The sequence below is a fragment of the Exiguobacterium sp. s193 genome (assembly GCF_018618755.1).
Taxonomy (GTDB): Bacteria; Bacillota; Bacilli; order Exiguobacteriales; family Exiguobacteriaceae; genus Exiguobacterium_A.
The window spans coordinates 114,166-134,307 of record NZ_JACSMR010000005.1 but is presented as its reverse complement, the minus strand read 5'-3'; the positions used below and the strand labels follow the sequence as shown (position 1 = coordinate 134,307).

The 20,142-nt window shown below is 47.2% G+C and carries 18 protein-coding genes; all 18 read left to right on the top strand.

Annotated elements, in window-relative coordinates:
• The 18 genes from KNQ04_RS08790 (at position 1) to KNQ04_RS08705 (ending at position 20,121) form a co-directional block, all read left to right on the top strand.
• Positions 1-1,047: a flagellar biosynthesis protein FlhF gene (locus KNQ04_RS08790; protein ID WP_214849617.1), complete on the top strand. Its 1,047-nt coding sequence runs from the start codon at positions 1-3 to the stop codon at positions 1,045-1,047.
• The gene (locus KNQ04_RS08785; protein WP_251136958.1) at positions 1,047-1,898 is read left to right on the top strand and encodes a MinD/ParA family protein; all 852 of its coding nucleotides are present in this window, start codon (positions 1,047-1,049) and stop codon (positions 1,896-1,898) included. Before KNQ04_RS08790 ends, KNQ04_RS08785 begins: the two co-directional genes overlap by 1 nt.
• Before the next feature lie 21 nt (positions 1,899-1,919).
• Positions 1,920-3,917 carry a chemotaxis protein CheA gene (locus KNQ04_RS08780; protein ID WP_214849613.1) on the top strand — a complete coding sequence of 666 codons (1,998 nt, stop codon included), beginning with the start codon at positions 1,920-1,922 and terminating at the stop codon, positions 3,915-3,917.
• 11 nt (positions 3,918-3,928) lie between these two features.
• Positions 3,929-4,357 (top strand): chemotaxis protein CheW, encoded by a 429-nt coding sequence (locus tag KNQ04_RS08775; RefSeq protein WP_214849611.1) that lies wholly within the window; start codon positions 3,929-3,931, stop codon positions 4,355-4,357.
• On the top strand, positions 4,350-4,958 hold the full coding sequence (locus KNQ04_RS08770) for a chemotaxis protein CheC (RefSeq protein WP_214849609.1): 609 nt from the start codon (positions 4,350-4,352) through the stop codon (positions 4,956-4,958). The genes KNQ04_RS08775 and KNQ04_RS08770 overlap by 8 nt, the downstream gene beginning before the upstream one ends.
• The gene (locus KNQ04_RS08765) at positions 4,951-5,433 is read left to right on the top strand and encodes a chemotaxis protein CheD (RefSeq protein ID WP_214849607.1); all 483 of its coding nucleotides are present in this window, start codon (positions 4,951-4,953) and stop codon (positions 5,431-5,433) included. Before KNQ04_RS08770 ends, KNQ04_RS08765 begins: the two co-directional genes overlap by 8 nt.
• A 13-nt stretch (positions 5,434-5,446) precedes the next feature.
• Positions 5,447-6,220 (top strand): FliA/WhiG family RNA polymerase sigma factor, encoded by a 774-nt coding sequence (locus tag KNQ04_RS08760; RefSeq protein WP_214849604.1) that lies wholly within the window; start codon positions 5,447-5,449, stop codon positions 6,218-6,220.
• A gap of 11 nt (positions 6,221-6,231) precedes the next feature.
• Positions 6,232-6,687 carry a hypothetical protein gene (locus KNQ04_RS08755; protein ID WP_214849602.1) on the top strand — a complete coding sequence of 152 codons (456 nt, stop codon included), beginning with the start codon at positions 6,232-6,234 and terminating at the stop codon, positions 6,685-6,687.
• Positions 6,688-6,816: 129 nt separating this feature from the next.
• Positions 6,817-7,551 (top strand): 30S ribosomal protein S2, encoded by a 735-nt coding sequence (rpsB, locus tag KNQ04_RS08750; protein ID WP_012370721.1) that lies wholly within the window; start codon positions 6,817-6,819, stop codon positions 7,549-7,551.
• A gap of 82 nt (positions 7,552-7,633) precedes the next feature.
• Positions 7,634-8,515, top strand: coding sequence for a translation elongation factor Ts (gene tsf / locus KNQ04_RS08745; protein WP_214849594.1), 882 nt, complete (start codon positions 7,634-7,636; stop codon positions 8,513-8,515).
• Positions 8,516-8,625: 110 nt separating this feature from the next.
• On the top strand, positions 8,626-9,345 hold the full coding sequence (pyrH, locus tag KNQ04_RS08740; protein ID WP_214849592.1) for a UMP kinase: 720 nt from the start codon (positions 8,626-8,628) through the stop codon (positions 9,343-9,345).
• A 1-nt stretch (position 9,346) separates the two neighbouring features.
• Positions 9,347-9,904, top strand: a complete 558-nt coding sequence (gene frr / locus KNQ04_RS08735) for a ribosome recycling factor (protein WP_214849583.1) — start codon at positions 9,347-9,349, stop codon at positions 9,902-9,904.
• A gap of 84 nt (positions 9,905-9,988) precedes the next feature.
• A complete protein-coding gene (locus KNQ04_RS08730) occupies positions 9,989-10,726 on the top strand; it encodes an undecaprenyl pyrophosphate synthase (RefSeq protein WP_214849580.1) in 738 nt (245 codons plus the stop codon).
• A 19-nt stretch (positions 10,727-10,745) separates the two neighbouring features.
• Entirely contained in the window at positions 10,746-11,546 is an 801-nt protein-coding gene (locus KNQ04_RS08725) for a phosphatidate cytidylyltransferase (protein ID WP_214849578.1), read from the top strand.
• A gap of 12 nt (positions 11,547-11,558) precedes the next feature.
• Positions 11,559-12,713, top strand: coding sequence for a 1-deoxy-D-xylulose-5-phosphate reductoisomerase (locus tag KNQ04_RS08720; RefSeq protein WP_214849568.1), 1,155 nt, complete (start codon positions 11,559-11,561; stop codon positions 12,711-12,713).
• Positions 12,714-12,726: 13 nt separating this feature from the next.
• Positions 12,727-13,968, top strand: coding sequence for an RIP metalloprotease RseP (gene rseP / locus KNQ04_RS08715; RefSeq protein ID WP_214849566.1), 1,242 nt, complete (start codon positions 12,727-12,729; stop codon positions 13,966-13,968).
• Positions 13,969-13,998: 30 nt separating this feature from the next.
• Positions 13,999-15,699, top strand: a complete 1,701-nt coding sequence (locus tag KNQ04_RS08710) for a proline--tRNA ligase (RefSeq protein WP_214849550.1) — start codon at positions 13,999-14,001, stop codon at positions 15,697-15,699.
• A 150-nt stretch (positions 15,700-15,849) separates the two neighbouring features.
• The gene (locus KNQ04_RS08705; RefSeq protein ID WP_214849548.1) at positions 15,850-20,121 is read left to right on the top strand and encodes a PolC-type DNA polymerase III; all 4,272 of its coding nucleotides are present in this window, start codon (positions 15,850-15,852) and stop codon (positions 20,119-20,121) included.
• The last annotated feature ends 21 nt before the right edge of the window (positions 20,122-20,142 follow it).

Below are 20,142 nucleotides of genomic sequence, written 5' to 3'. Positions count from 1 at the left end.
ATGATGGTCAAAAAAATTATCGCGAATTCTGTTGGGGAAGCGATGGAACTTGTCAAACGTGATCTTGGAGATGAGGCAATCATCTTAAACACACGTCACGTCAAGGTCGGAGGATGGTTTGGTTTGTTTGCACAGAAGAAAGTCGAACTCGTCGCCTCTGTCGATGAAAACCCGAGCAAAGAAAAGAAAAAAGAACGGCGTCCTGTCGTCGAGCGTCCTTCTAGGGTTAATCCCGAACGGACGCAGGCGGTCCCGAAAGTCATTTCATTTTCTTCACGGCGCTTGCCGGAAGAACTGCAAGCCTATGAAACCATTTTGGAAGAACCAGCCTTACACAACCGGGCGGAACAACTTCATGAGTTACTCTTATCGACGTTTTATAAGACGAATGATCCGACACAAGTGCAGACGGAGTTTTTGACGGCAATGGAACAAGAAATCCAGGTGACATCGGTTACCTCCCGATATGTCCTGTTAACTGGACCGACCGGCGTAGGGAAAACGACGACGATTGCGAAGCTCGCGGCGTATTACCGCTTGACGGAAGGGAAGACGGTTGGATTGATTACAACCGATACATACCGGATTTCTGCGATTGAGCAATTGCGAACATATGCAGAAATCATCGATGTGCCGTTACATATTGCCTATAACTTGTCAGAGTTTGAACAAGCGAAACAACAATTGGCAGATTGCGATATCGTTTTGATTGATACGGCGGGTCGTAATTTTCTTGATGAAGGGTATGTCACCCAACTGACGGCGCGTCATGATTTTGCTGATACAGATGTCTTTCTTGTGTTGAGTCTTACGGCGAAATACCGCGACTTAGAACAAATCAGACAACGTTTTACTCATGTTCCGCTGAACGGATTCATCTTTACGAAGGCGGATGAAACGACAGAGCTTTGGTCGATCTACGGTTTGGCTGTCGAAGCGAAGTTGCCCGTCTTGTGCATCACGACTGGCCAAGAAGTTCCGGAAGACATACTCTGGCCAAGCAAAGCGGACCTATCCCGAATGCTCATGGAAAGAGGGGAGCAATGATGCAAGACGATCAAGCACGTGCATTACGTTCGAAAGTGTCCGTCAAAGAGACGAAAACGATTGCGATCGTCAGTGGTAAAGGGGGCGTCGGGAAAACGAATGTGGCAGTCAACTTAGGTGTTGCATTATCCCTGCAAGAAAAGCGTGTCCTCATCATCGATCTCGACATCGGGATGGCGAATGTCGGTGTACTGTTAGGAAAATCATCGAAAACATCGCTCATGGATTGTGTCAAACAACGCGAGTCCCTCAAGGAGGCAGTCGTCACAGTATCCCCACACCTTGAATTCATTCACGGGGGAAGTGGCTTTACGGAGTTGACGAATTTAACAGATGCCGACGTCGCCTTCATGATGAAAGAATTTCGTTTTTTCTACGATTATGATTTCGTCATTCTCGATTTAGGCGCCGGTGCGACCCACCAAACGTTTGATTTCATCAGCAGTGCCGATGAAGCGTGGTTAGTCGTCACGCCTGAACCGACCTCCATCATGGATGGATACGCCTTCGTCAAGCTGTCGCACCATCATGCGACGGAGCTTCCGATTGGAGTCATCGTCAACCGGGCAATGAACGGGCAAGAGGCACTGGAAACATTTGACCGCCTTGAACTCGTAAGTAAACAATTTTTGAATAAACCGTTACGTTTTGCTGGATTTCTACCAGATGACACAACAGTCGTCAAAGCTGTCAAAGCACAAAAACCGTTTTATCTGTTTGATCGGACAAGTGATGTCAGTTGGCGGCTCGATCATATTACGACAGCATTAACAGGTCTTCGCGTACAGGAACGGAAATTTTTAGATCGATTGGTCAGTCGTTTAAAAAATCGAAACAATCGTGTGCGCTAATCATAAAGGAGGGTATCATCCATGGATTTAAATGAATATTTAGGGTTGTTCCTTGACGAATCGATTGAACATTTGCAAGCGATCAACTCAAGTCTACTGATTTTTGAACAGCGTCTCGATGATGAAGCCGTCATCGATCAAATTTTCCGCTCTGCCCATACGTTAAAAGGGATGGCGGGGACGATGGGGTATGACGCGATTGCAGATTTGACGCATGAAATGGAAAGTGCACTCGATTTAGTCCGCTCGAAAACGCAACCTGCGACACCGGAATTGATTGACGTCTTATTCATCGCGGCGGAACAACTCGAAACGATGGTCGAAGATATTAGTCAAGGCGGAAAAGGTAAACTCGATGTTGCAGATACCGTCGTCCGTCTCAAACGATTCATTCAAGCGGACGACACGGATGTACAAACGGAAACTGAAACAAAGGACGTGCCGACACAACGTAACTTCGAGTGTGATGTCTATTCGGAATCCGTCGTCAAACAATCGATTGCTTCCGGTTACCATGCTTATGTCATCACGGTCGAACTTTCAGCAGATGTCATCTTAAAAGCAGCTCGCGTGTACATGGTATTTGATCGTTTGCAAAGTCTTGGCGATGTCATTCTTTCGAACCCGACATCGGACGAGCTGGAGCAAGAGCAATTTGAGACAAGTTTCGATGTGTTGTTCGTGACGATGAAGTCTGAGCAAGAAGTGTCAGAAGGCATTCGGTCTGTTTCCGAAGTGGCGAACGTCTCGATTCAACCATTCGAAACGACGATTGAAGCAGAAGTCGCCACATCGACGCTCGAGGAAACACCTGTCGAAACGAAGCAACCGGCAACTGCGGCAAATGAAACGACAGATGCGAACGTACCAGTCGCCGCTAAAACAATCCGTGTGAATTTGGAACGAATCGACCGTCTGATGAATCTATTCGAAGAATTCATCATTGACCGTGGTCGCTTGGAGCGGATCGCGGCAGAAGTCGGTTCGTCCGAGCTGACGGAAACAGTTGAACGGATTAAGCGTGGAACAAACGAATTACAATCACTTGTCCTGACACTCCGGATGATGCCGATCGAACAAGTCTTCAACCGTTTCCCACGGATGGTCCGTTCGGTTTCAAAAGATGTCGGTAAAAATATTAAATTGCATATCACGGGGGCTGAGACGGAACTTGACCGGACCGTCATCGATGAAATCGGCGATCCGCTCGTTCACTTGATTCGCAATGCTGTCGATCATGGAATCGAAAGTAAAGCAGATCGGATTTTAGCCGGTAAACCGGTCGAAGGAAACCTATCACTACGGGCGTATCATTCCGGAAACCGTGTTTTCATCGAAATCGAGGATGACGGGGCAGGAATCAATCATGAACGCGTCACACGGATTGCGATCGAAAAAGAACTCTTGACGGAAGAAGAAGCAGCTGTACTGACACCAGAGGAAGCATCGATGCTCTTATTTGCGCCAGGTTTCTCGACGGCGGAGACAGTGACGGATTTATCAGGCCGGGGAGTTGGGCTTGACGTCGTCAAATCGAAGATTGAGTCCCTCGGGGGTGAAGTATTCGTCGAGACACGTCGTGGGGAAGGAACGATTTTTAGAATCAGTCTTCCGCTCACGCTTTCAATCATTTCGGCGATGCTCGTCGAACTCGGACAAGAAACATATGCGATTCCATTGACGGCCATCATCGAAACGACATCGCTCCGACAAGATGCCATCTTACAAGCGCACCGGGAAAAAGTATTCGATTTCCGCGGTCAACTCGTCCCGTTAATCTCATTGAACGAAGTCTATGGTCTCCCGCAAATTGAATCAGAAGCCTATTCTGTCGTCGTCGTTCGGAGTGGCGAGAAGTTAGCAGGATTGATTGTCTCTGAATTAATTGGTCAACAAGAAATCGTCATGAAGCCGCTCGGAAGTTACTTGGAAGGAATTCGCGCGATTTCCGGTGCGACGATTCTCGGAGACGGTCAAGTTGCCTTAATTATTGATAGCAATGCGTTGTTACGAAAGTGAGGGAATAAATAATGGAACAAAAATGGGTCGTTTTTCAATTAGAACAAAATGCGTATGGGATTGATGTACAATCCGTCCGCTCCATTGAACGTGTGATTCCGATCACACGGATTCCGAATGCAGCCGCTTACGTCAAAGGTGTCATTAACCTTCGGGGAGTCGTGACACCCGTCATCGATTTACGGACACGTCTCGGTTTTGAAGAAATCGAAGGAACTGAGGAAACACGAATCATCATCGCGACTCTCGAACACGGGGATGCTGGTTTCATCGTTGACCGTGCGAATGAAGTCGTTGAAGCGATGGACGTCCGGATTGAACCATTGACGGATCAAAAACAAGAAGAGACGACGTACCTGACAGCAATCGCAAAAGGGGAAGACCAGCTCTTCTCGCTACTTGAACCAAATCGGTTATTTGAGGGAATCGTTCATGCTTAATCGAATGGAGCAGGACGTGTTCAAGGAAATCGGAAACATTGGTGCGGCGCACGCCGCAACGGCATTATCGACACTGCTTGGACAACCCGTTGACATCGAAGTACCATCAGCAGATCTTCAACCGTTTTCAACCATCATCGATCGGGTTGGTGGCGCAGAAGCGTATACGGCAGGTGCCTTACTTCGCTTTACTGGTGACATCAAAGCATCGCTCCTTTTTTTAATGCCGTTACCAGACGCAGAGAAATTAATTTCGCAGTTAATGCATCAACCGTTCCACTTTTTCTCTGATCAACATCAAATGGGCGTTTCAGCTTGGGAGGAAATTGGGAATATCTTAATTGGGGCATACGCTCGCTCGATTTCCGACTGGCTAGATTTATCGGTTCACGTCACGGTTCCGGCATCCGCTTTTGATATGGTTGGAGCAATTTTGGAAGTAGCCTTACTTGAGTCGACAAAATTTGGTAACATGGCAGTATACATCGATACACGGTTATCGAGTCTTGGCAATGATTTGAATGGACATTTATTGTTATTACCGGAAGCGGATGCCTTCGCGACAGTGTTCAACCGACTGGGTGTGGATGTTGATGGATGAAGTCATTCGTATCGGAATCGCAGAATATGCTGTCAGTCGCAAACCCGTCGTCTTACGAACTGCCGGTTTAGGTTCGTGTGTCGGTGTCATCATTTACGATCAAGAACGTGGTCTATCAAGCATGGCACATGTCATGTTGCCAGATTCGGCAATCAGTCGCAATATCACCGTTGAAGTCGGGAAATTTGCGGATACTGCCGTGACAGAACTTGTTAGAAGGTTGCGTCAAGGTGGCGCGGTTCGGTTACGCGCGAAGATTGCCGGTGGGGCTCAGATGTTTCAATTTAAATATGAACATGAATCCATGCGAATCGGTGAACGCAACATCGCTGCTGTGAAAACAGCGTTACAACAAGCGAAAATCCCACTCGTCGCGGAAGATGTCGGTGGAACGAACGGTCGGACGATCGAATTCCATTCAGATTCTGGTCGGCTCGTCATTCGGACCGTCAACGTCGGAACGCTGGAAATTTAGAGGAGGAATGGTCATGCGTGAGGAATTACAACAACTTTGGGATAAATGGCTAGCGACACGCGATATAGCGGTAGCTGACCAATTACTTCTGAATTATGAACCTCTAGTTCAATACCACGTTCAACGACTCAGTGCGACACTTCCGAAAAGTGTCGATCGTGATGAGTTAAAAAGTCTAGGCATGATGGGACTATACGATGCGCTTCAAAAATTCGATCAAAATCATAACAATAAATTCGATACGTATGCAGCATTTCGGATCCGGGGCGCGATTTTAGACGGGTTAAGAAAGATTGACTGGTTACCCCGTTCGCTACGTGAAAAGTCAAAACGTGTTGAGGCGGCAGTCGAAATTCTTGAACAAAGCCTACAGCGGACACCGACGCTTGAAGAGGTCTCTTCGATTGTCGAAATGAGTCCGGATGAAGTCAAGACGGCGCTCGCAGAAAGTTATTTTGCGAACGTACTGTCCATCGATGAAGCTGTCACACTCCAGGACGAAGGTAAAGCGATGGCAGTGTCATACTTAGATCCGGAAGCAGCGACACCTGAAGATACGTTATTGATGCGCGAGTTGATTTCAAAACTTGCGGAAGAAGTCGAACAACTGTCGGAAAAAGAGCAGTACGTCGTTTCCCTCTTCTATTTTGAAGAATTGACATTGACAGAAATTGGGGAAGTGTTAGGGTTATCGACATCTCGTATTTCTCAAATTCACTCGAAAGCGTTACGGAAGCTGAAACATGCGCTTGGAAGTGCTTATCTGTCTGATCGTGTCGCAATGTGAAAGGAACGGTAATGACACTTTTTTATATTTTTCTTGCAGCAGTCATATGCTATGCACTCTTACTTTTATTTAAACAACAAGCCTCATTAAAAGACCGCGTGAACGTACTAGAACGTGAAAAACGAGAAACAGAAGAAATATTACTTCGTTTCATGGAGCAGGTGAACGGCTTAACGGGTGGAGAAGAACACTTAACGGGTGGAGAAGAACAGAAGACAGTCGAACAGTCTGCCTCTGCCTCTGCCGATGAATCGTATGAAATGATTGTTCCGCCTGATACAACGGAGCTTCCGCACTTCGGGGAACCGGAAGTCAATCTAGACGACCAGCCTGCTCTAACGGATGTAAAAGATCAACTTGCAACAGGGGCCGATATCGACCAACTCGCACGTTCATTAAATCGGGGGACGGGCGAGGTGGCGTTGATTGCAAAACTTTCTCAGAAAACGAAGGTTGCCCGGCGCTAAACTTTATGCTATATTAGTCTACGGTGTTAATTACGCACGCATGTATCGCCGGCTGCGGTGCCTTTAATAGGTTAGCTGGGACAACGATCATCGCGGAGGACATCCAAAACCCAAAAGGAGGAATTCATCATGGCAGTAATCTCGATGAAACAATTGTTAGAAGCTGGTGTACACTTCGGTCACCAAACACGCCGTTGGAACCCTAAAATGGCAAAATACATCTTCACAGAACGTAACGGAATCTACATCATTGACCTACAAAAAACGGTCAAAAAAGTAGACGAGGCTTACAACTTCATCCGTGAAGTAGCGTCTGAAGGCGGAAACGTTCTTTTCGTTGGTACGAAAAAACAAGCTCAAGACACTGTGAAAGAAGAAGCGATCCGTGCGGGTCAATACTTCATCAACGAACGTTGGTTGGGTGGAACACTCACGAACTTCTCTACAATCAAAAAACGGATCAACCGTTTGAAACAACTCGAAAAAATGGAAGAGAACGGTACGTTCGAAGTTCTTCCTAAAAAAGAAGTTATCATTCTTAAAAAAGAAATGACTCGTCTTGAGAAATTCCTCGGCGGTATCAAAGATATGCCAGGCGTTCCAGATGCACTCTTCATCGTTGACCCACGCAAAGAGCGTATCGCGATTGCAGAAGCACACAAACTCAACATCCCAATCGTTGCGATCGTTGATACTAACTGTGATCCAGACGAAATCGACTACGTCATCCCAGCGAACGACGATGCGATCCGTGCAGTCAAATTGCTCACTGGTAAAATGGCTGACGCAATCCTCGAAGTTAAACAAGGCGAAGATAACGTAGCACCTGAAACTACTGAAGAAGTAGTAGCAGACGCTGAGTAATTCGTGATGCCAGGTGATAAAGGGAATTGACCTTTTATCACCTTTTTTTTGAAAATAAGGACGTTATAAGGAGGAATATCGAATGGCTATTACAGCAGCAATGGTAAAAGAACTTCGTGAAAAAACAGGTGCAGGTATGCTCGACTGCAAAAAAGCACTCGTTGAAACTGATGGGGATATGAATGCAGCCGTTGATTTCTTGCGTGAAAAAGGAATCGCGAAAGCAGCAGCAAAAGGCGATCGTATCGCAGCAGAAGGTTTGACAGCAGTCGCAGTTGACGGAAACAAAGCAGCACTCGTCGAAATCAACTCAGAAACTGACTTCGTTGCGAAAAACGAACGTTTCCAATCACTCGTTCAAAACATCGCGGATGCAGTTCTCCGTAACGGTTCTGAAACGGCTGAAGCAGCACTTGCTTCTGAATACGAAGCGGGTAAAACAATCGACACATACATTTCTGAAGAAGCTTCTACAATCGGAGAGAAAATTTCACTCCGCCGTGTAGCACTCTTCACTAAAGAAGATAACGCGGCATTCGGCTCTTACCTCCACATGGGTGGACGGATCGGTTCTGTTGTCGTCATCGAAGGCACAACAGACGAAGCAGTCGCGAAAGATGTTGCGATGCACATCGCGGCAGCGCGCCCACTTTACGTGGACCGTTCTTCTGTCACAGAAGAAGAAAAAGCACGTGAAGAAAAAGTTCTTACAGAGCAAGCAATCAACGAAGGCAAACCAGCCAACATCGTTGAAAAAATGATCGCTGGACGTATGAACAAGTACTTCGAGGAAATTTGCCTCGTTGACCAAACATTCGTTAAAGATCCAGATTTCAAAGTTGGTAAATACGTAGAATCTAAAGGCGGAAAAATCGTTTCATTCGTACGCTTCGAAGTTGGAGAAGGTATGGAAAAACGTGAAGAAAACTTCGCTGAAGAAGTTATGAACCAACTTAAAAAATAAGAATCAGGATTTCCTGATGACAAGAGAAGGAACACGTATGCTTCAATCCACTTTCGTGTGGAAGTGGTTCGTGTTCCTTTTTTACGGAATTTAGCAAGGAGGACGTAGTCATGCAACCGAAATATAACCGGATTGTGTTAAAATTGAGCGGAGAAGCGCTCGCAGGTGATCAAGGGTTCGGAATCAACCCCACAATCGTCAATTCAATTTCTCAACAGATTCGTGAATTGGTGGAATTGAATGTACAAGTTGCCGTCGTAGTAGGTGCAGGTAACATTTGGCGTGGTAAGACAGGGGCAGAACTTGGAATGGACCGGGCAAATGCCGATTATATGGGGATGCTTGCGACGGTCATGAACTCGCTCGCACTACAAGATAGCTTAGAGTCGGTTGGCGTTGAAACACGCGTCCAGACTTCAATCGAAATGCGACAAGTTGCTGAACCGTACATTCGTCGTCGTGCGATGCGTCATTTAGAAAAAGGGCGTGTCGTCATCTTTGCGGCTGGAACGGGTAATCCGTACTTCTCGACAGATACGACAGCAGCGCTCCGTGCTGCTGAAATTGAAGCCGAGGTCATCTTGATGGCGAAAAACAATGTCGATGGTGTGTATTCGGCTGATCCGAACGTGGATCCGGATGCGAAGAAATTTGAGACGTTGTCTTACCTCGATGTCTTAAAAGACGGCTTGCAAGTCATGGATTCGACTGCAACGTCACTCTGCATGGATAATGATATTCCGCTCATCGTTTTCTCATTGATGGAAGAAGGAAATATTAAACGCGTCGTCGTTGGCGACGAAATCGGAACACTCGTAAGGGGGAAATAATATGTCACAGCAAATCATGAAACAAGCAGAAGAGCGGATGGAAAAAGCGCATCTTTCGCTTAAAAAAGAACTTGCGACACTACGTGCTGGTCGTGCAAACGTTGCAATCCTTGACCCTGTTCAGGTTGATTACTACGGTTCACCTACGCCACTTAATCAAGTCGCGAACGTCAATACACCGGAAGCACGCCTCATCTTAATCACACCTTGGGATAAATCGATGGTTACTGAAATCGAAAAAGCAATCCAACGTGCAGATTTAGGATTGGCACCATCTTCAGATGGTACGGTCATCCGGTTGGCGATTCCACCACTGACAGAAGATCGTCGGAAGGAACTCGTTAAGCTCGTCAAGAAGTATACAGAAGAAGGCAAAGTTGCGTTACGTAACATTCGCCGTGATACGAATGAGCAACTGAAAAAAGAAGAAAAAGATGGCGCGTTAACAGAAGATGACTTACGTGGTTACACGGAAGACGTCCAAACATTAACGGATAAATTCGTCAAAGCGCTTGATCAAACAGCGACGGATAAAGAAAAAGAAATCATGGAAGTATGACGCAAAATGTCGTCATGTTGGGGACTCTTTGTCACACGAAGAGTCCCTTTCTTCTTATAAATGAATGAGGGGAGGAAGAAGTAAATGTTTCAATGGTTAAACCAGACAAAAGAAGTGGTCGGGCAACACGTACCTGATCACGTTGCAATCATCATGGACGGAAACGGACGTTGGGCAAAAAAACGAGGACTTCCCCGCATCATGGGGCACCGAGAAGGAATGAAATCGGTCCGGGAAGTCGTTCGTGTCGCCAATGAATTAGGTGTGAAGAGCCTGACGTTGTATGCGTTCTCGACGGAAAACTGGACACGCCCTGAAGAAGAGGTCAGCTTCTTGATGAAATTACCTGCTCAATTTTTAGAGTCAGATTTAAAAGACTTGAATGCACGAAATGTAAAAGTGGAAGTCGCTGGGGAAATATCGCGTTTGCCCGTCTATACACGTGAGGCAGTCCAACAAGCAAAACAGGACACGGCTGATAACACCGGTCTCCGTTTGATTTTCGCCTTGAACTATGGCGGACGTGACGAAATCGTTCAAGTGATGCAACATGTGGCAAAAAAAGTCCAGGCGGGAGAACTTCTTCCGGACATGATCACTCAAGAGGTCATCGAACAGGAATTGATGACAGGTTCGATGACGGATGTCGATCTTGTCATTCGGACGAGTGGGGAACAACGTTTGTCGAACTTTTTATTATGGCAAGCAGCCTACGCAGAATTTTACTTTACAGATGTCTTATGGCCAGAGTTTCGACGGGAACAATTTTTAGCGGCAATCGAAGACTACAATCAACGGACACGCCGATTCGGCGGCGTCTGACTAAACGAGGATATTGCTTATGAAAACGCGTATTATTACCGCCATTTGGGCAGGTGCCATCTTTTTAGGTTTACTTTACTTAGGTGGAATTCCATTTCTTGCCTTCATGGCAATCTTAACAGTGATTGGTTATACAGAACTCGTCAAGATGAGACAACTCAGTTTTTCGTCAATTCCCGTGCTTTTGTTCGGGATTGGGACATTACTTCCCTTCGTCCCCGTGTATGAGATGACGCGTGATCAAACGATTACACTCGGTCTTTCACCACTGGCTTGGGGCATGCTGATTATTTTAGTTGGTTTGTTTTGGAACGTATTCTCTAAAAATGTCTTCACGTTTGATGACGTGGCTTTTTTGTTACTGACAAGCCTTTATGTCGGTGTTGGGTTTGCTTCGTTTGCGTTCATTCGTTTACTCGATAACGGTCTGACTTTATCACTGTTAATCATTTTATTGATTTGGTTCACGGATTCAGGTGCCTATTTCGTAGGCAAACGTTTCGGAAAAACAAAACTGTGGCCAGCGATCAGTCCGAATAAAACGATTGAAGGGGCAGCTGGAGGTATTTTACTTGCCCTACTGCTTGGTTTAGTATTTGAAGCGATCAACCCGACGCTCGGGTATGCAGAAGTCGTTTTACTCGCATTGATCGTTGCCGTCGTCGGTCAACTGGGTGATCTTGTCCAGTCTGCCTATAAGCGGCATTACGGTGTCAAAGATGCTGGGAACTTACTCCCGGGCCACGGTGGAATTCTCGATCGATTTGATAGTATGTTGATCGTCTTTACCGTATTGATTACACTCGGCATTTTTAGTTGAGGAGGAAGTTACATGAAGAAAGTCAGTATTATTGGGGGAACCGGTTCGATTGGAACGCAGACGCTTGACGTCATCGCTGCCAATCCTGAACGGTTCCAACTCGTCAGCTTTGCATTCGGAAAAAATAACACAGTCGCTGTCCCTTGGTTAAATCGTTTACGTCCGATGCTCGTTTCTGTCATCGATGAACCAACACGTGAACAGTTACAACCGTTGCTTGACTACCAGCCGACGATTGTGACAGGGGAGCAGGGCTTAATCGACGTCGCGACGATGGAAGAGGCTGATATCGTCATCACGGCGGTCGTCGGTGCAATCGGGCTACGTCCGACACTCGCGGCGATCGAAGCCGGAAAAACGATTGGCCTTGCGAACAAAGAAACTCTTGTTACTGCTGGACACCTGGTCATGGCGAAAGCACGTGAAAAAGGTGTCGCCATCTTACCTGTCGATAGTGAGCACGCAGCGATTTTTCAGTGCTTGAACGGCGAGCGACGTGAAGATGTCCGACAAATCATGTTAACGGCATCTGGCGGTAGTTTCCGTGACATGACACGTGATCAATTGGCAGAAGTCACAGTCGAGCAAGCGCTGAATCATCCGAATTGGTCGATGGGTGCAAAAATTACGATTGATTCTGCAACGATGATGAACAAAGGGTTTGAAGTCATCGAAGCACACTGGTTGTTTGACGTCGCGTACGAAGATATTGACGTCGTCATTCACCGCGAATCAATCATTCACTCGATGGTCGAATTTAAGGATGGTGCTGTTATGGCACAACTTGGAATGCCGGATATGCGCGAACCGATTCAATATGCCCTTACATATCCGTCCCGCCTTGAAATCAAGGGGGGAGAACGGTTAAACTTAAAACAAATCGGACGCTTGAACTTTGCTGAAGCATCATTTGAACGTTACCCGTTACTGCGCCTTGCTTTTGAAGCCGGGAGTGTCGGTGGCTCGATGCCTTCAGTACTTAATGCCGCGAACGAACAAGCCGTTGCCCGCTTCTTAAATGGGGAAATCAGCTTTTTAGAAATCGAAGCGAGTGTTGAGGCAGCGTTGCAGGCGCATGAATTGATCCACGATCCGTCCTTGGATCAAATTTTAGAGGCGGACCGCTGGGCACGTGCGTTTATCACGTCGCTTTCACTCACTAACTAAGGATGGGATAGCAATGACGACCTTTATTTCGATCGTATTGATGTTCGGTGTACTTGTTGCCGTACATGAATGGGGTCATCTCGTGATGGCGAAGCGCGCTGGAATCCTCTGTCGTGAATTCGCGATTGGCTTTGGACCGAAAATTTTTTCGTTCTTCAAAAATGAAACACTGTATACGGTTCGGTTGCTTCCGATTGGTGGGTACGTCAAGATGGCTGGAGAAGAACCGGAGTTCGTTGAAGTCAAACCGGGCCAATCGGTTGGGTTAGGATTAAACGATGGCGTGGTCGAGACGATTTATTTAGATGCGAGTCATCCGAAAGCAGATCAAGTCGTCACCGTCGAGCAAATTGATTTGTTACACAAATTGGAACTCGTCGGGTTACAAGATGAAGTGTCGACGCGTTATGAGATCTCAAACACAGCGTTTCTCGTCGAAGGTCAAACACGGACACAAATCGCTCCATATGACCGGACATTTGGATCGAAATCCGTCTTTAAACGAGTTCTTGCGATTGCTGCTGGACCGGCGATGAACTTTGTTCTCGCCTTCGTCATCTTGTTTGGGTTAGCCCTGTATAATGGTTCTCCGACGGGAGATAGTGTCATCGGGACGGTTCAAAAAGGTTCGCCAGCGGATCAAGCGGGACTCGTCGAAGGCGATCGGATCGTTTCCGTCAATGGAGATGAAACGACGAAATGGACGGACCTGCGTGCTGGTTTCCAAGATCAAGCCGGCAAAGAGACGACTGTCGTCTATGAACGAGATGGTAAAGAAGCGACAACACAAATCACACCGAAGATTCAGCAACAAGGCGATCAAAAAGTCGGAATCATCGGCGTGACGAACGAAACGGAAAAATCATTCGGAACGGCACTCGAAACTGGTGTGACCGAAACATGGCGGATGTCGACGTTAATCGTCGGAGCAGTCGGTGACTTAGTGACGGGTGCAGTCGGCGTCGATCAACTGTCTGGTCCAGTCGGCATCGTCAAGATGACGGATCAAGTGGCAGATAGTGGATTTTCAATGTTGTTGACATGGACGGCTTTATTGTCCGTCAACTTAGCGGTCTTTAACTTGTTGCCGCTCCCTGCTCTTGATGGTGGACGTCTTTTGTTCCTCTTCCTTGAAGCGTTACGTGGCAAGCCAGTTGATCCCCAAAAAGAGGGATTGGTCCATTTCGTTGGCTTTGCACTATTAATGCTCTTGATGCTCGTCGTCACATGGAATGACATTCAGAAATTCTTTTAAACTTTCACTCAGAAGGGGTTTACGACTCATATGAAACAATCGAAAATGTTTATGCCAACATTGCGTGAAGTACCATCAGACGCAGAGGCGATCAGTCACCAACTTTTATTACGCGCAGGATTCATGCGTCAAAATGCAGCGGGAATTTATTCTTACTTGCCGCTTGCGAAACGTGTCCTTGCGAACATTGAGACAATCGTTCGTGAAGAGATGGAAGCAGCTGGCGCGCAAGAATTATTGATGCCGGCAATCCAGCCGGCAGAACTGTGGGAAGAAACAGGACGCTGGGATATTTATGGACCTGAACTGATGCGTCTGACCGATCGTCATGACCGTCGTTTTGCACTTGGGGCGACGCACGAAGAATTGATTACGTCAATCGTTCGTGATGAATTGAACTCGTATAAAAAATTACCGGTCAACCTGTTTCAGATTCAAATGAAATACCGAGATGAGCGGCGACCGCGGTTCGGTCTCTTACGCGGACGTGAGTTCATCATGAAAGATGCGTATTCGTTCCATGCAACGCAAGAAAGTTTGGACGCTGAGTATCAAAACATGTTTGAAACGTATACGAAAATTTTTACACGCGTCGGATTGGAGTTCCGTCCCGTCGTCGCAGACTCAGGTGCAATCGGTGGAAGCGGCACACATGAATTCCATGCGCTTGCAGCCATCGGAGAAGACACGATTGTCTACTCGGATCAGTCGGATTATGCAGCGAACCTTGAGATGGCGGAAGCCGTTGATGCGTACGAAGCACAAGCGAAGACACCGGAAGCACTCGAGACCGTCCATACGGAAGAGGCAAAAACGATTGAAGCAGTCGGTGAATTTTTACAGTTACCGGCAACGGAATCGATCAAGACCGTCATCTTCAAAACGGAACAAGGTCTCGTCATGGCACTTGTCCGGGGTGACCACGAAGTGAATGACATCAAATTAAAGAACTATCTCGGTGCGCTTGATATCACGATGGCGTCTGACGAAGAAATCGAACAAGCACTGCACTCGAAACCAGGCACGCTTGGTCCGATCGGAGCGGACATGAAAGTCGTTGCGGATTATGCTGTCCGTGCCTTGACGAATGCAGTCTGTGGTGCAAATAAAGCAGAAACGCATTATATCCATGTTGATCCAAGTCGTGATTTTGAAGCAGAATATACGGACTTACGGTTCGTCGAAGAAGGTGACGCCTCACCAGACGGTGCAGGACACGTCAAGTTCGCGCGCGGCATCGAAGTCGGACAAGTCTTTAAACTTGGAACACGTTATTCGGAAGGGATGGGTGCGACCTTCCTCGACGAGGGTGGAAAAGCACAACCCCTCATCATGGGTTGTTACGGTATCGGAGTGTCGCGGACACTTTCTGCCGTCGTTGAACAACACTATGACGAGCGTGGGATCATTTGGCCAAAAGCGATTGCTCCATATGATGTCCATTTAATTGCCGTCAACGGTAAAAATGCAGATCAAATGGAAGTCGCGGAAGACTTGTATCGTCAATTGACGGCTGCTGGATTCTCTGTTTTGTTTGATGATCGTAAAGAACGTGCAGGTGTCAAATTCGCGGATGCTGATTTGATTGGTCTACCTGTCCGAATCAACGTCGGGAAAAAAGCAGCTGACGGAATCGTTGAGTTGAAAGCACGCCGCGGTGGTGAAGCAGAAGAAATTGAACAAGGAAATCTCGTTCAGGCTGTTCGTTCGCTGTACGAAGGTTTAGAATAAGTAATGGAGGACGGTCACTTAAAAGTTTAAGTGACTGTTTTCTTGTCTCACACCCATTCGCCCCTTGGGCAATCCGCAAGAGGAGGAGGAGTTGCTGTCACGGTGTGAAGCGATCAGACAGCACAATTGCGAGTGGATACACAACAACGCATGGCACTTTTAATGAGTGATTTAGATTTACCAATCGGAATCACAGAAGAATATTTTACCGGGGCGATGCTTGAGAAGCTCCGTGTTAATAAAAGCAATTCGACGTGGACATTTCAGATTCGGATTCCGAAGCTGTTGCCTCAAAACGTCTATCAGATGTTTTTCAGTCGATTGACGAGTCGGTATCAGCAATTTGCCGAGGTGAAGTTGAACCTCGTTTCGGACGACCGTCCGGATGATAAACTTTTCATCGATTACTGGCCTTATGTCGTTCAAGATTTAGCTGATGCATCGGCTGCGATGCGGACACAACTCAGTCGTGTGTTGCCGGAATTCCGGGAAAATAAACTGTTCATTCCGGTCCGTAGTGAACCAGAAGCTGGATTCTTAAAGAACGATTTATGTGGTGAGATGCAACTACTTTATGGGGCATATGGTTTTCCGAAGTTCATCTGTGAACCGATCGTCCAGATGGATCAATCGACGCAGGAAGCACTACGCAATCAAGTTAAACAAGAAGACATCGAGGAAGCAAAACGGATGCTCGAACTGCAATTTAAACGCGAACAATCGCGTGACGATGATGAGGGACCAGTTGACATTCGAATCGGGAAACCGATTCAAGATGAAATCGTTCCGATCAAGACGATTCAAGATGAAGAGCGCCGAATCGCAATTCGTGGTCTTGTCTTCTCAGCAGAGAGTCGGGAACTCCGGAGTGGAAAAACGATCTTCACATTCAAATTGACCGATTATACCGATTCACTTGTCGTCAAGATGTTCGCACGTGACGAGACCGACGTCAAAGTGTTGTCGGCAATCAAAAAAGGGATGTGGATCCAGGCAGCCGGTCGGGTCGAATTCGATACGTTCTTACGCGACTTGTGTATGATGGTCGCCCAATTGTCGGAAGTGAAAGTCGAACTCCCGGGTGACCCGTGGAGTGGCGAAAAGCGTGTCGAATTACACGCCCATTCACAAATGAGTCAAATGGACGCCGTCATGAACGTAACGAAATATGTCGAACGTGCTGCAGCTTGGGGGCACCCTGCTGTCGCCATTACCGATCACGCCGGGGCACAAAGTTTCCCGGACGCGTATTATGCCGGTAAGAAAAATGACATCAAGGTGTTATACGGAATTGAAGCGAATGTCGTCAACGATGGTGTCCAAGTGGCGTACAATCCAGTCGACCAAAATCTCGAAGAAGCGACGTTCGTTGTCTTTGACGTCGAGACGACCGGACTATCGGCGATGTACAACAAAATCATTGAACTCGCGGCAGTTAAGATTTACGACGGAGACGTCATTGATAAATTCGAGGCGTTCGCTGATCCAAAACACTTGTTATCTGCGACGACGATCGATTTGACGGGCATCACGGATGACATGGTCCGTGGGAAACCGGACCCGGAACAAGTCGTCAAGGAATTCATGGACTGGGCAGGCGATTCGATTCTTGTCGCCCACAATGCCGCGTTCGATATCGGCTTCTTGAATGCGACCCTCCGTTCTGGTGAACATGACGAATCGACGTTGCCTGTCATCGATACGCTCGAACTCGCCCGTGTGTTGATGCCGACGTTGAAAAATCACCGCTTGAATACGCTTGCGAAACGGTTTGATATTGAATTGACACAACATCACCGGGCGATTTACGATGCGGAAGCGACCGGATATTTAATGTTAAAGTTATTACAAATGGCTGATGAGATGTTCAACATGACGACCCATCTGTCGCTCAACCGCGAGATGGGGAAAGATATTTCGAGGGCGCGTCCGTATCACGCGACAGTCTATGCGAAAAATCGGACAGGCTTAAAAAATCTGTATCAGTTAATTTCCATCGCTCATACGAAACACGTCCATCGGGTCGTCCGGACACCACGTTCACAACTCGTGGCACACCGGGAAGGTTTAATCATCGGTTCTGCGTGTGACAATGGGGAAGTGTTTGATGCGGCACTCAATAAGTCGGATGAAGACTTAGCGAAAGTCATGCAATTTTATGATTTCATCGAAATTCAGTCGCCGGCGATGTATGGACATTTAATTGAACGGGAAATCGTCCAAAATGAACTGGAACTGAGAGACTTGATTAAAAAAATCATCCGTGTGGCGGAAGAAAATGACATTTTACCGGTTGCGACCGGGAATGTACATTATCTCGATCGTCATGACGCGACGTACCGTGAAGTCTTGATTCGGACGCAAGGTGGGGCGAACATGCTCAACATGCGGAAACAGTTGCCACCGGCACATTTCCGGACGACGCAGGAAATGATGGAAGACTTCCGGTTCCTTGCACCCGATCTCGCAGAACGTCTAGTCATCACGAACAGCCAAAAGGTCGCCGAGATGTTCGAAAACATCGATATCATCCCGAAAGACCTGTTTACACCGAAGATTGACGGTGCCGATGATGAAGTCCGGAGCTTATCCTATGACATGGCACACAAAATTTACGGCGAGACGTTACCGGAAATCGTCGAGGCACGGCTTGAAAAAGAGTTGAAGTCAATCATTGGCCATGGTTTTGCCGTCATCTATTTGATTTCGCATAAACTCGTAAAAAAATCGCTCGACGATGGGTATCTCGTCGGCTCGCGTGGTTCGGTCGGATCGAGCCTTGTCGCGACGATGACGGAGATTACGGAAGTCAACCCGTTACCGCCGCATTACGTCTGTCCGAACTGTCAAGAATCCGAATTCTTTGATGATGGGTCGGTTGGATCTGGATTCGATTTACCGGACAAACAATGTAAGACGTGTCAAATTCCATTGACGAAAGATGGACACGACATCCCGTTCGAAACGTTCCTTGGGTTCAAGGGGGATAAAGTACCGGATATCGATTTGAACTTTAGTGGGGAGTACCAGCCGAAAGCCCATGCCTATACGAAAGTCTTGTTCGGTGATGATTATGTGTACCGTGCAGGGACAATCGGGACGATTGCTGAGAAAACAGCTTACGGGTATGTGAAAGGGTATCAATCTGAAAATGATTTGAATTACCGTAACGCTGAAGTCGATCGACTCGTCAGCGGGGTTACAGGTGTGAAGCGGACGACAGGGCAACACCCTGGGGGAATCATCGTTGTCCCGGATTACATGGACATCTATGATATCAGTCCAATTCAGTTCCCAGCGGACGATATGGGGTCGGAATGGAAAACGACACACTTTGACTTCCACTCGATTCACGATAATCTATTGAAACTGGATATTCTCGGGCACGATGACCCGACGATGATTCGGATGTTACAGGATTTATCTGGACGCGATCCGAAAACGATTCCTGTCGATGATGCCGAAGTCATGAAAATCTTCAGTTCGACGGAATCGATTGGTGTGACACCGGAACAGATTGATTCAAAAACCGGAACGCTCGGGATTCCAGAGTTCGGGACGAAGTTCGTCCGACAGATGCTTGAAGAAACGAAACCGACGACGTTCTCGGAACTCGTTCAGATTTCCGGACTATCGCACGGAACGGACGTCTGGCTCGGGAATGCCAGTGAGTTGATTTATAACGGGACCTGTGAACTGAAAGATGTCATCGGCTGTCGTGACGACATCATGGTCTACTTGATTTATGCAGGGCTCGAACCGTCGCTTGCCTTTAAAATCATGGAATCCGTCCGAAAAGGGAAAGGGCTCTCGATTGAGATGGAAGAAGCGATGATTGAAAACAATGTGCCGCTTTGGTACATCGACTCGTGTAAAAAAATCAAGTACATGTTCCCGAAAGCCCACGCCGCAGCTTACGTCTTGATGGCGGTCCGGATCGCTTATTACAAAGTCCATCATCCGATGTACTATTACGCGTCGTACTTTACGGTCCGGGCGGGTGATTTTGACATCGGGGCGATGAACAAAGGAACGGCTGCCGTCCGAAAAGTCTTACAAGATATCAAAGATAAAGGATTTGAAGCGACGGCGAAAGATAAAGGACTCTACACGGTCCTTGAAATCGCACTTGAGATGATCGAACGGGGCTTTACGTTCCAAAAAGTCGATTTGTACAAGTCGAGCGCTAGCGAGTTCTTGATTGATGGCGATACGCTGTTGCCGCCGTTTGACGCGGTGACTGGACTCGGGACGAACGCGGCCAAACAAATCGTCGAGGCCCGTAAAGGTGGAGAATTTCTGTCGAAGGAAGATTTACAGAAACGTGCCAAGTTATCGAAAACGATTATTGAAACGCTCGATAATCTTGGTTGTCTCGAGGGACTCCCAGACGAGAACCAGCTTTCGTTATTTGACCTGTAAAGCCCGGCGGATACTTGCTTA

What these genes read in the sequence shown, in the direction of transcription:
- KNQ04_RS08790 (WP_214849617.1), top strand. Translation starts at nt 1, where the DNA reads ATGATGGTCAAAAAAATTATCGCGAATTCTGTTGGGGAAGCGATGGAA.
- KNQ04_RS08785 (WP_251136958.1), top strand. Translation starts at nt 1,047, where the DNA reads ATGCAAGACGATCAAGCACGTGCATTACGTTCGAAAGTGTCCGTCAAA.
- KNQ04_RS08780 (WP_214849613.1), top strand. Translation starts at nt 1,920, where the DNA reads ATGGATTTAAATGAATATTTAGGGTTGTTCCTTGACGAATCGATTGAA.
- KNQ04_RS08775 (WP_214849611.1), top strand. Translation starts at nt 3,929, where the DNA reads ATGGAACAAAAATGGGTCGTTTTTCAATTAGAACAAAATGCGTATGGG.
- KNQ04_RS08770 (WP_214849609.1), top strand. Translation starts at nt 4,350, where the DNA reads ATGCTTAATCGAATGGAGCAGGACGTGTTCAAGGAAATCGGAAACATT.
- KNQ04_RS08765 (WP_214849607.1), top strand. Translation starts at nt 4,951, where the DNA reads ATGGATGAAGTCATTCGTATCGGAATCGCAGAATATGCTGTCAGTCGC.
- KNQ04_RS08760 (WP_214849604.1), top strand. Translation starts at nt 5,447, where the DNA reads ATGCGTGAGGAATTACAACAACTTTGGGATAAATGGCTAGCGACACGC.
- KNQ04_RS08755 (WP_214849602.1), top strand. Translation starts at nt 6,232, where the DNA reads ATGACACTTTTTTATATTTTTCTTGCAGCAGTCATATGCTATGCACTC.
- rpsB (WP_012370721.1), top strand. Translation starts at nt 6,817, where the DNA reads ATGGCAGTAATCTCGATGAAACAATTGTTAGAAGCTGGTGTACACTTC.
- tsf (WP_214849594.1), top strand. Translation starts at nt 7,634, where the DNA reads ATGGCTATTACAGCAGCAATGGTAAAAGAACTTCGTGAAAAAACAGGT.
- pyrH (WP_214849592.1), top strand. Translation starts at nt 8,626, where the DNA reads ATGCAACCGAAATATAACCGGATTGTGTTAAAATTGAGCGGAGAAGCG.
- frr (WP_214849583.1), top strand. Translation starts at nt 9,347, where the DNA reads ATGTCACAGCAAATCATGAAACAAGCAGAAGAGCGGATGGAAAAAGCG.
- KNQ04_RS08730 (WP_214849580.1), top strand. Translation starts at nt 9,989, where the DNA reads ATGTTTCAATGGTTAAACCAGACAAAAGAAGTGGTCGGGCAACACGTA.
- KNQ04_RS08725 (WP_214849578.1), top strand. Translation starts at nt 10,746, where the DNA reads ATGAAAACGCGTATTATTACCGCCATTTGGGCAGGTGCCATCTTTTTA.
- KNQ04_RS08720 (WP_214849568.1), top strand. Translation starts at nt 11,559, where the DNA reads ATGAAGAAAGTCAGTATTATTGGGGGAACCGGTTCGATTGGAACGCAG.
- rseP (WP_214849566.1), top strand. Translation starts at nt 12,727, where the DNA reads ATGACGACCTTTATTTCGATCGTATTGATGTTCGGTGTACTTGTTGCC.
- KNQ04_RS08710 (WP_214849550.1), top strand. Translation starts at nt 13,999, where the DNA reads ATGAAACAATCGAAAATGTTTATGCCAACATTGCGTGAAGTACCATCA.
- KNQ04_RS08705 (WP_214849548.1), top strand. Translation starts at nt 15,850, where the DNA reads ATGGCACTTTTAATGAGTGATTTAGATTTACCAATCGGAATCACAGAA.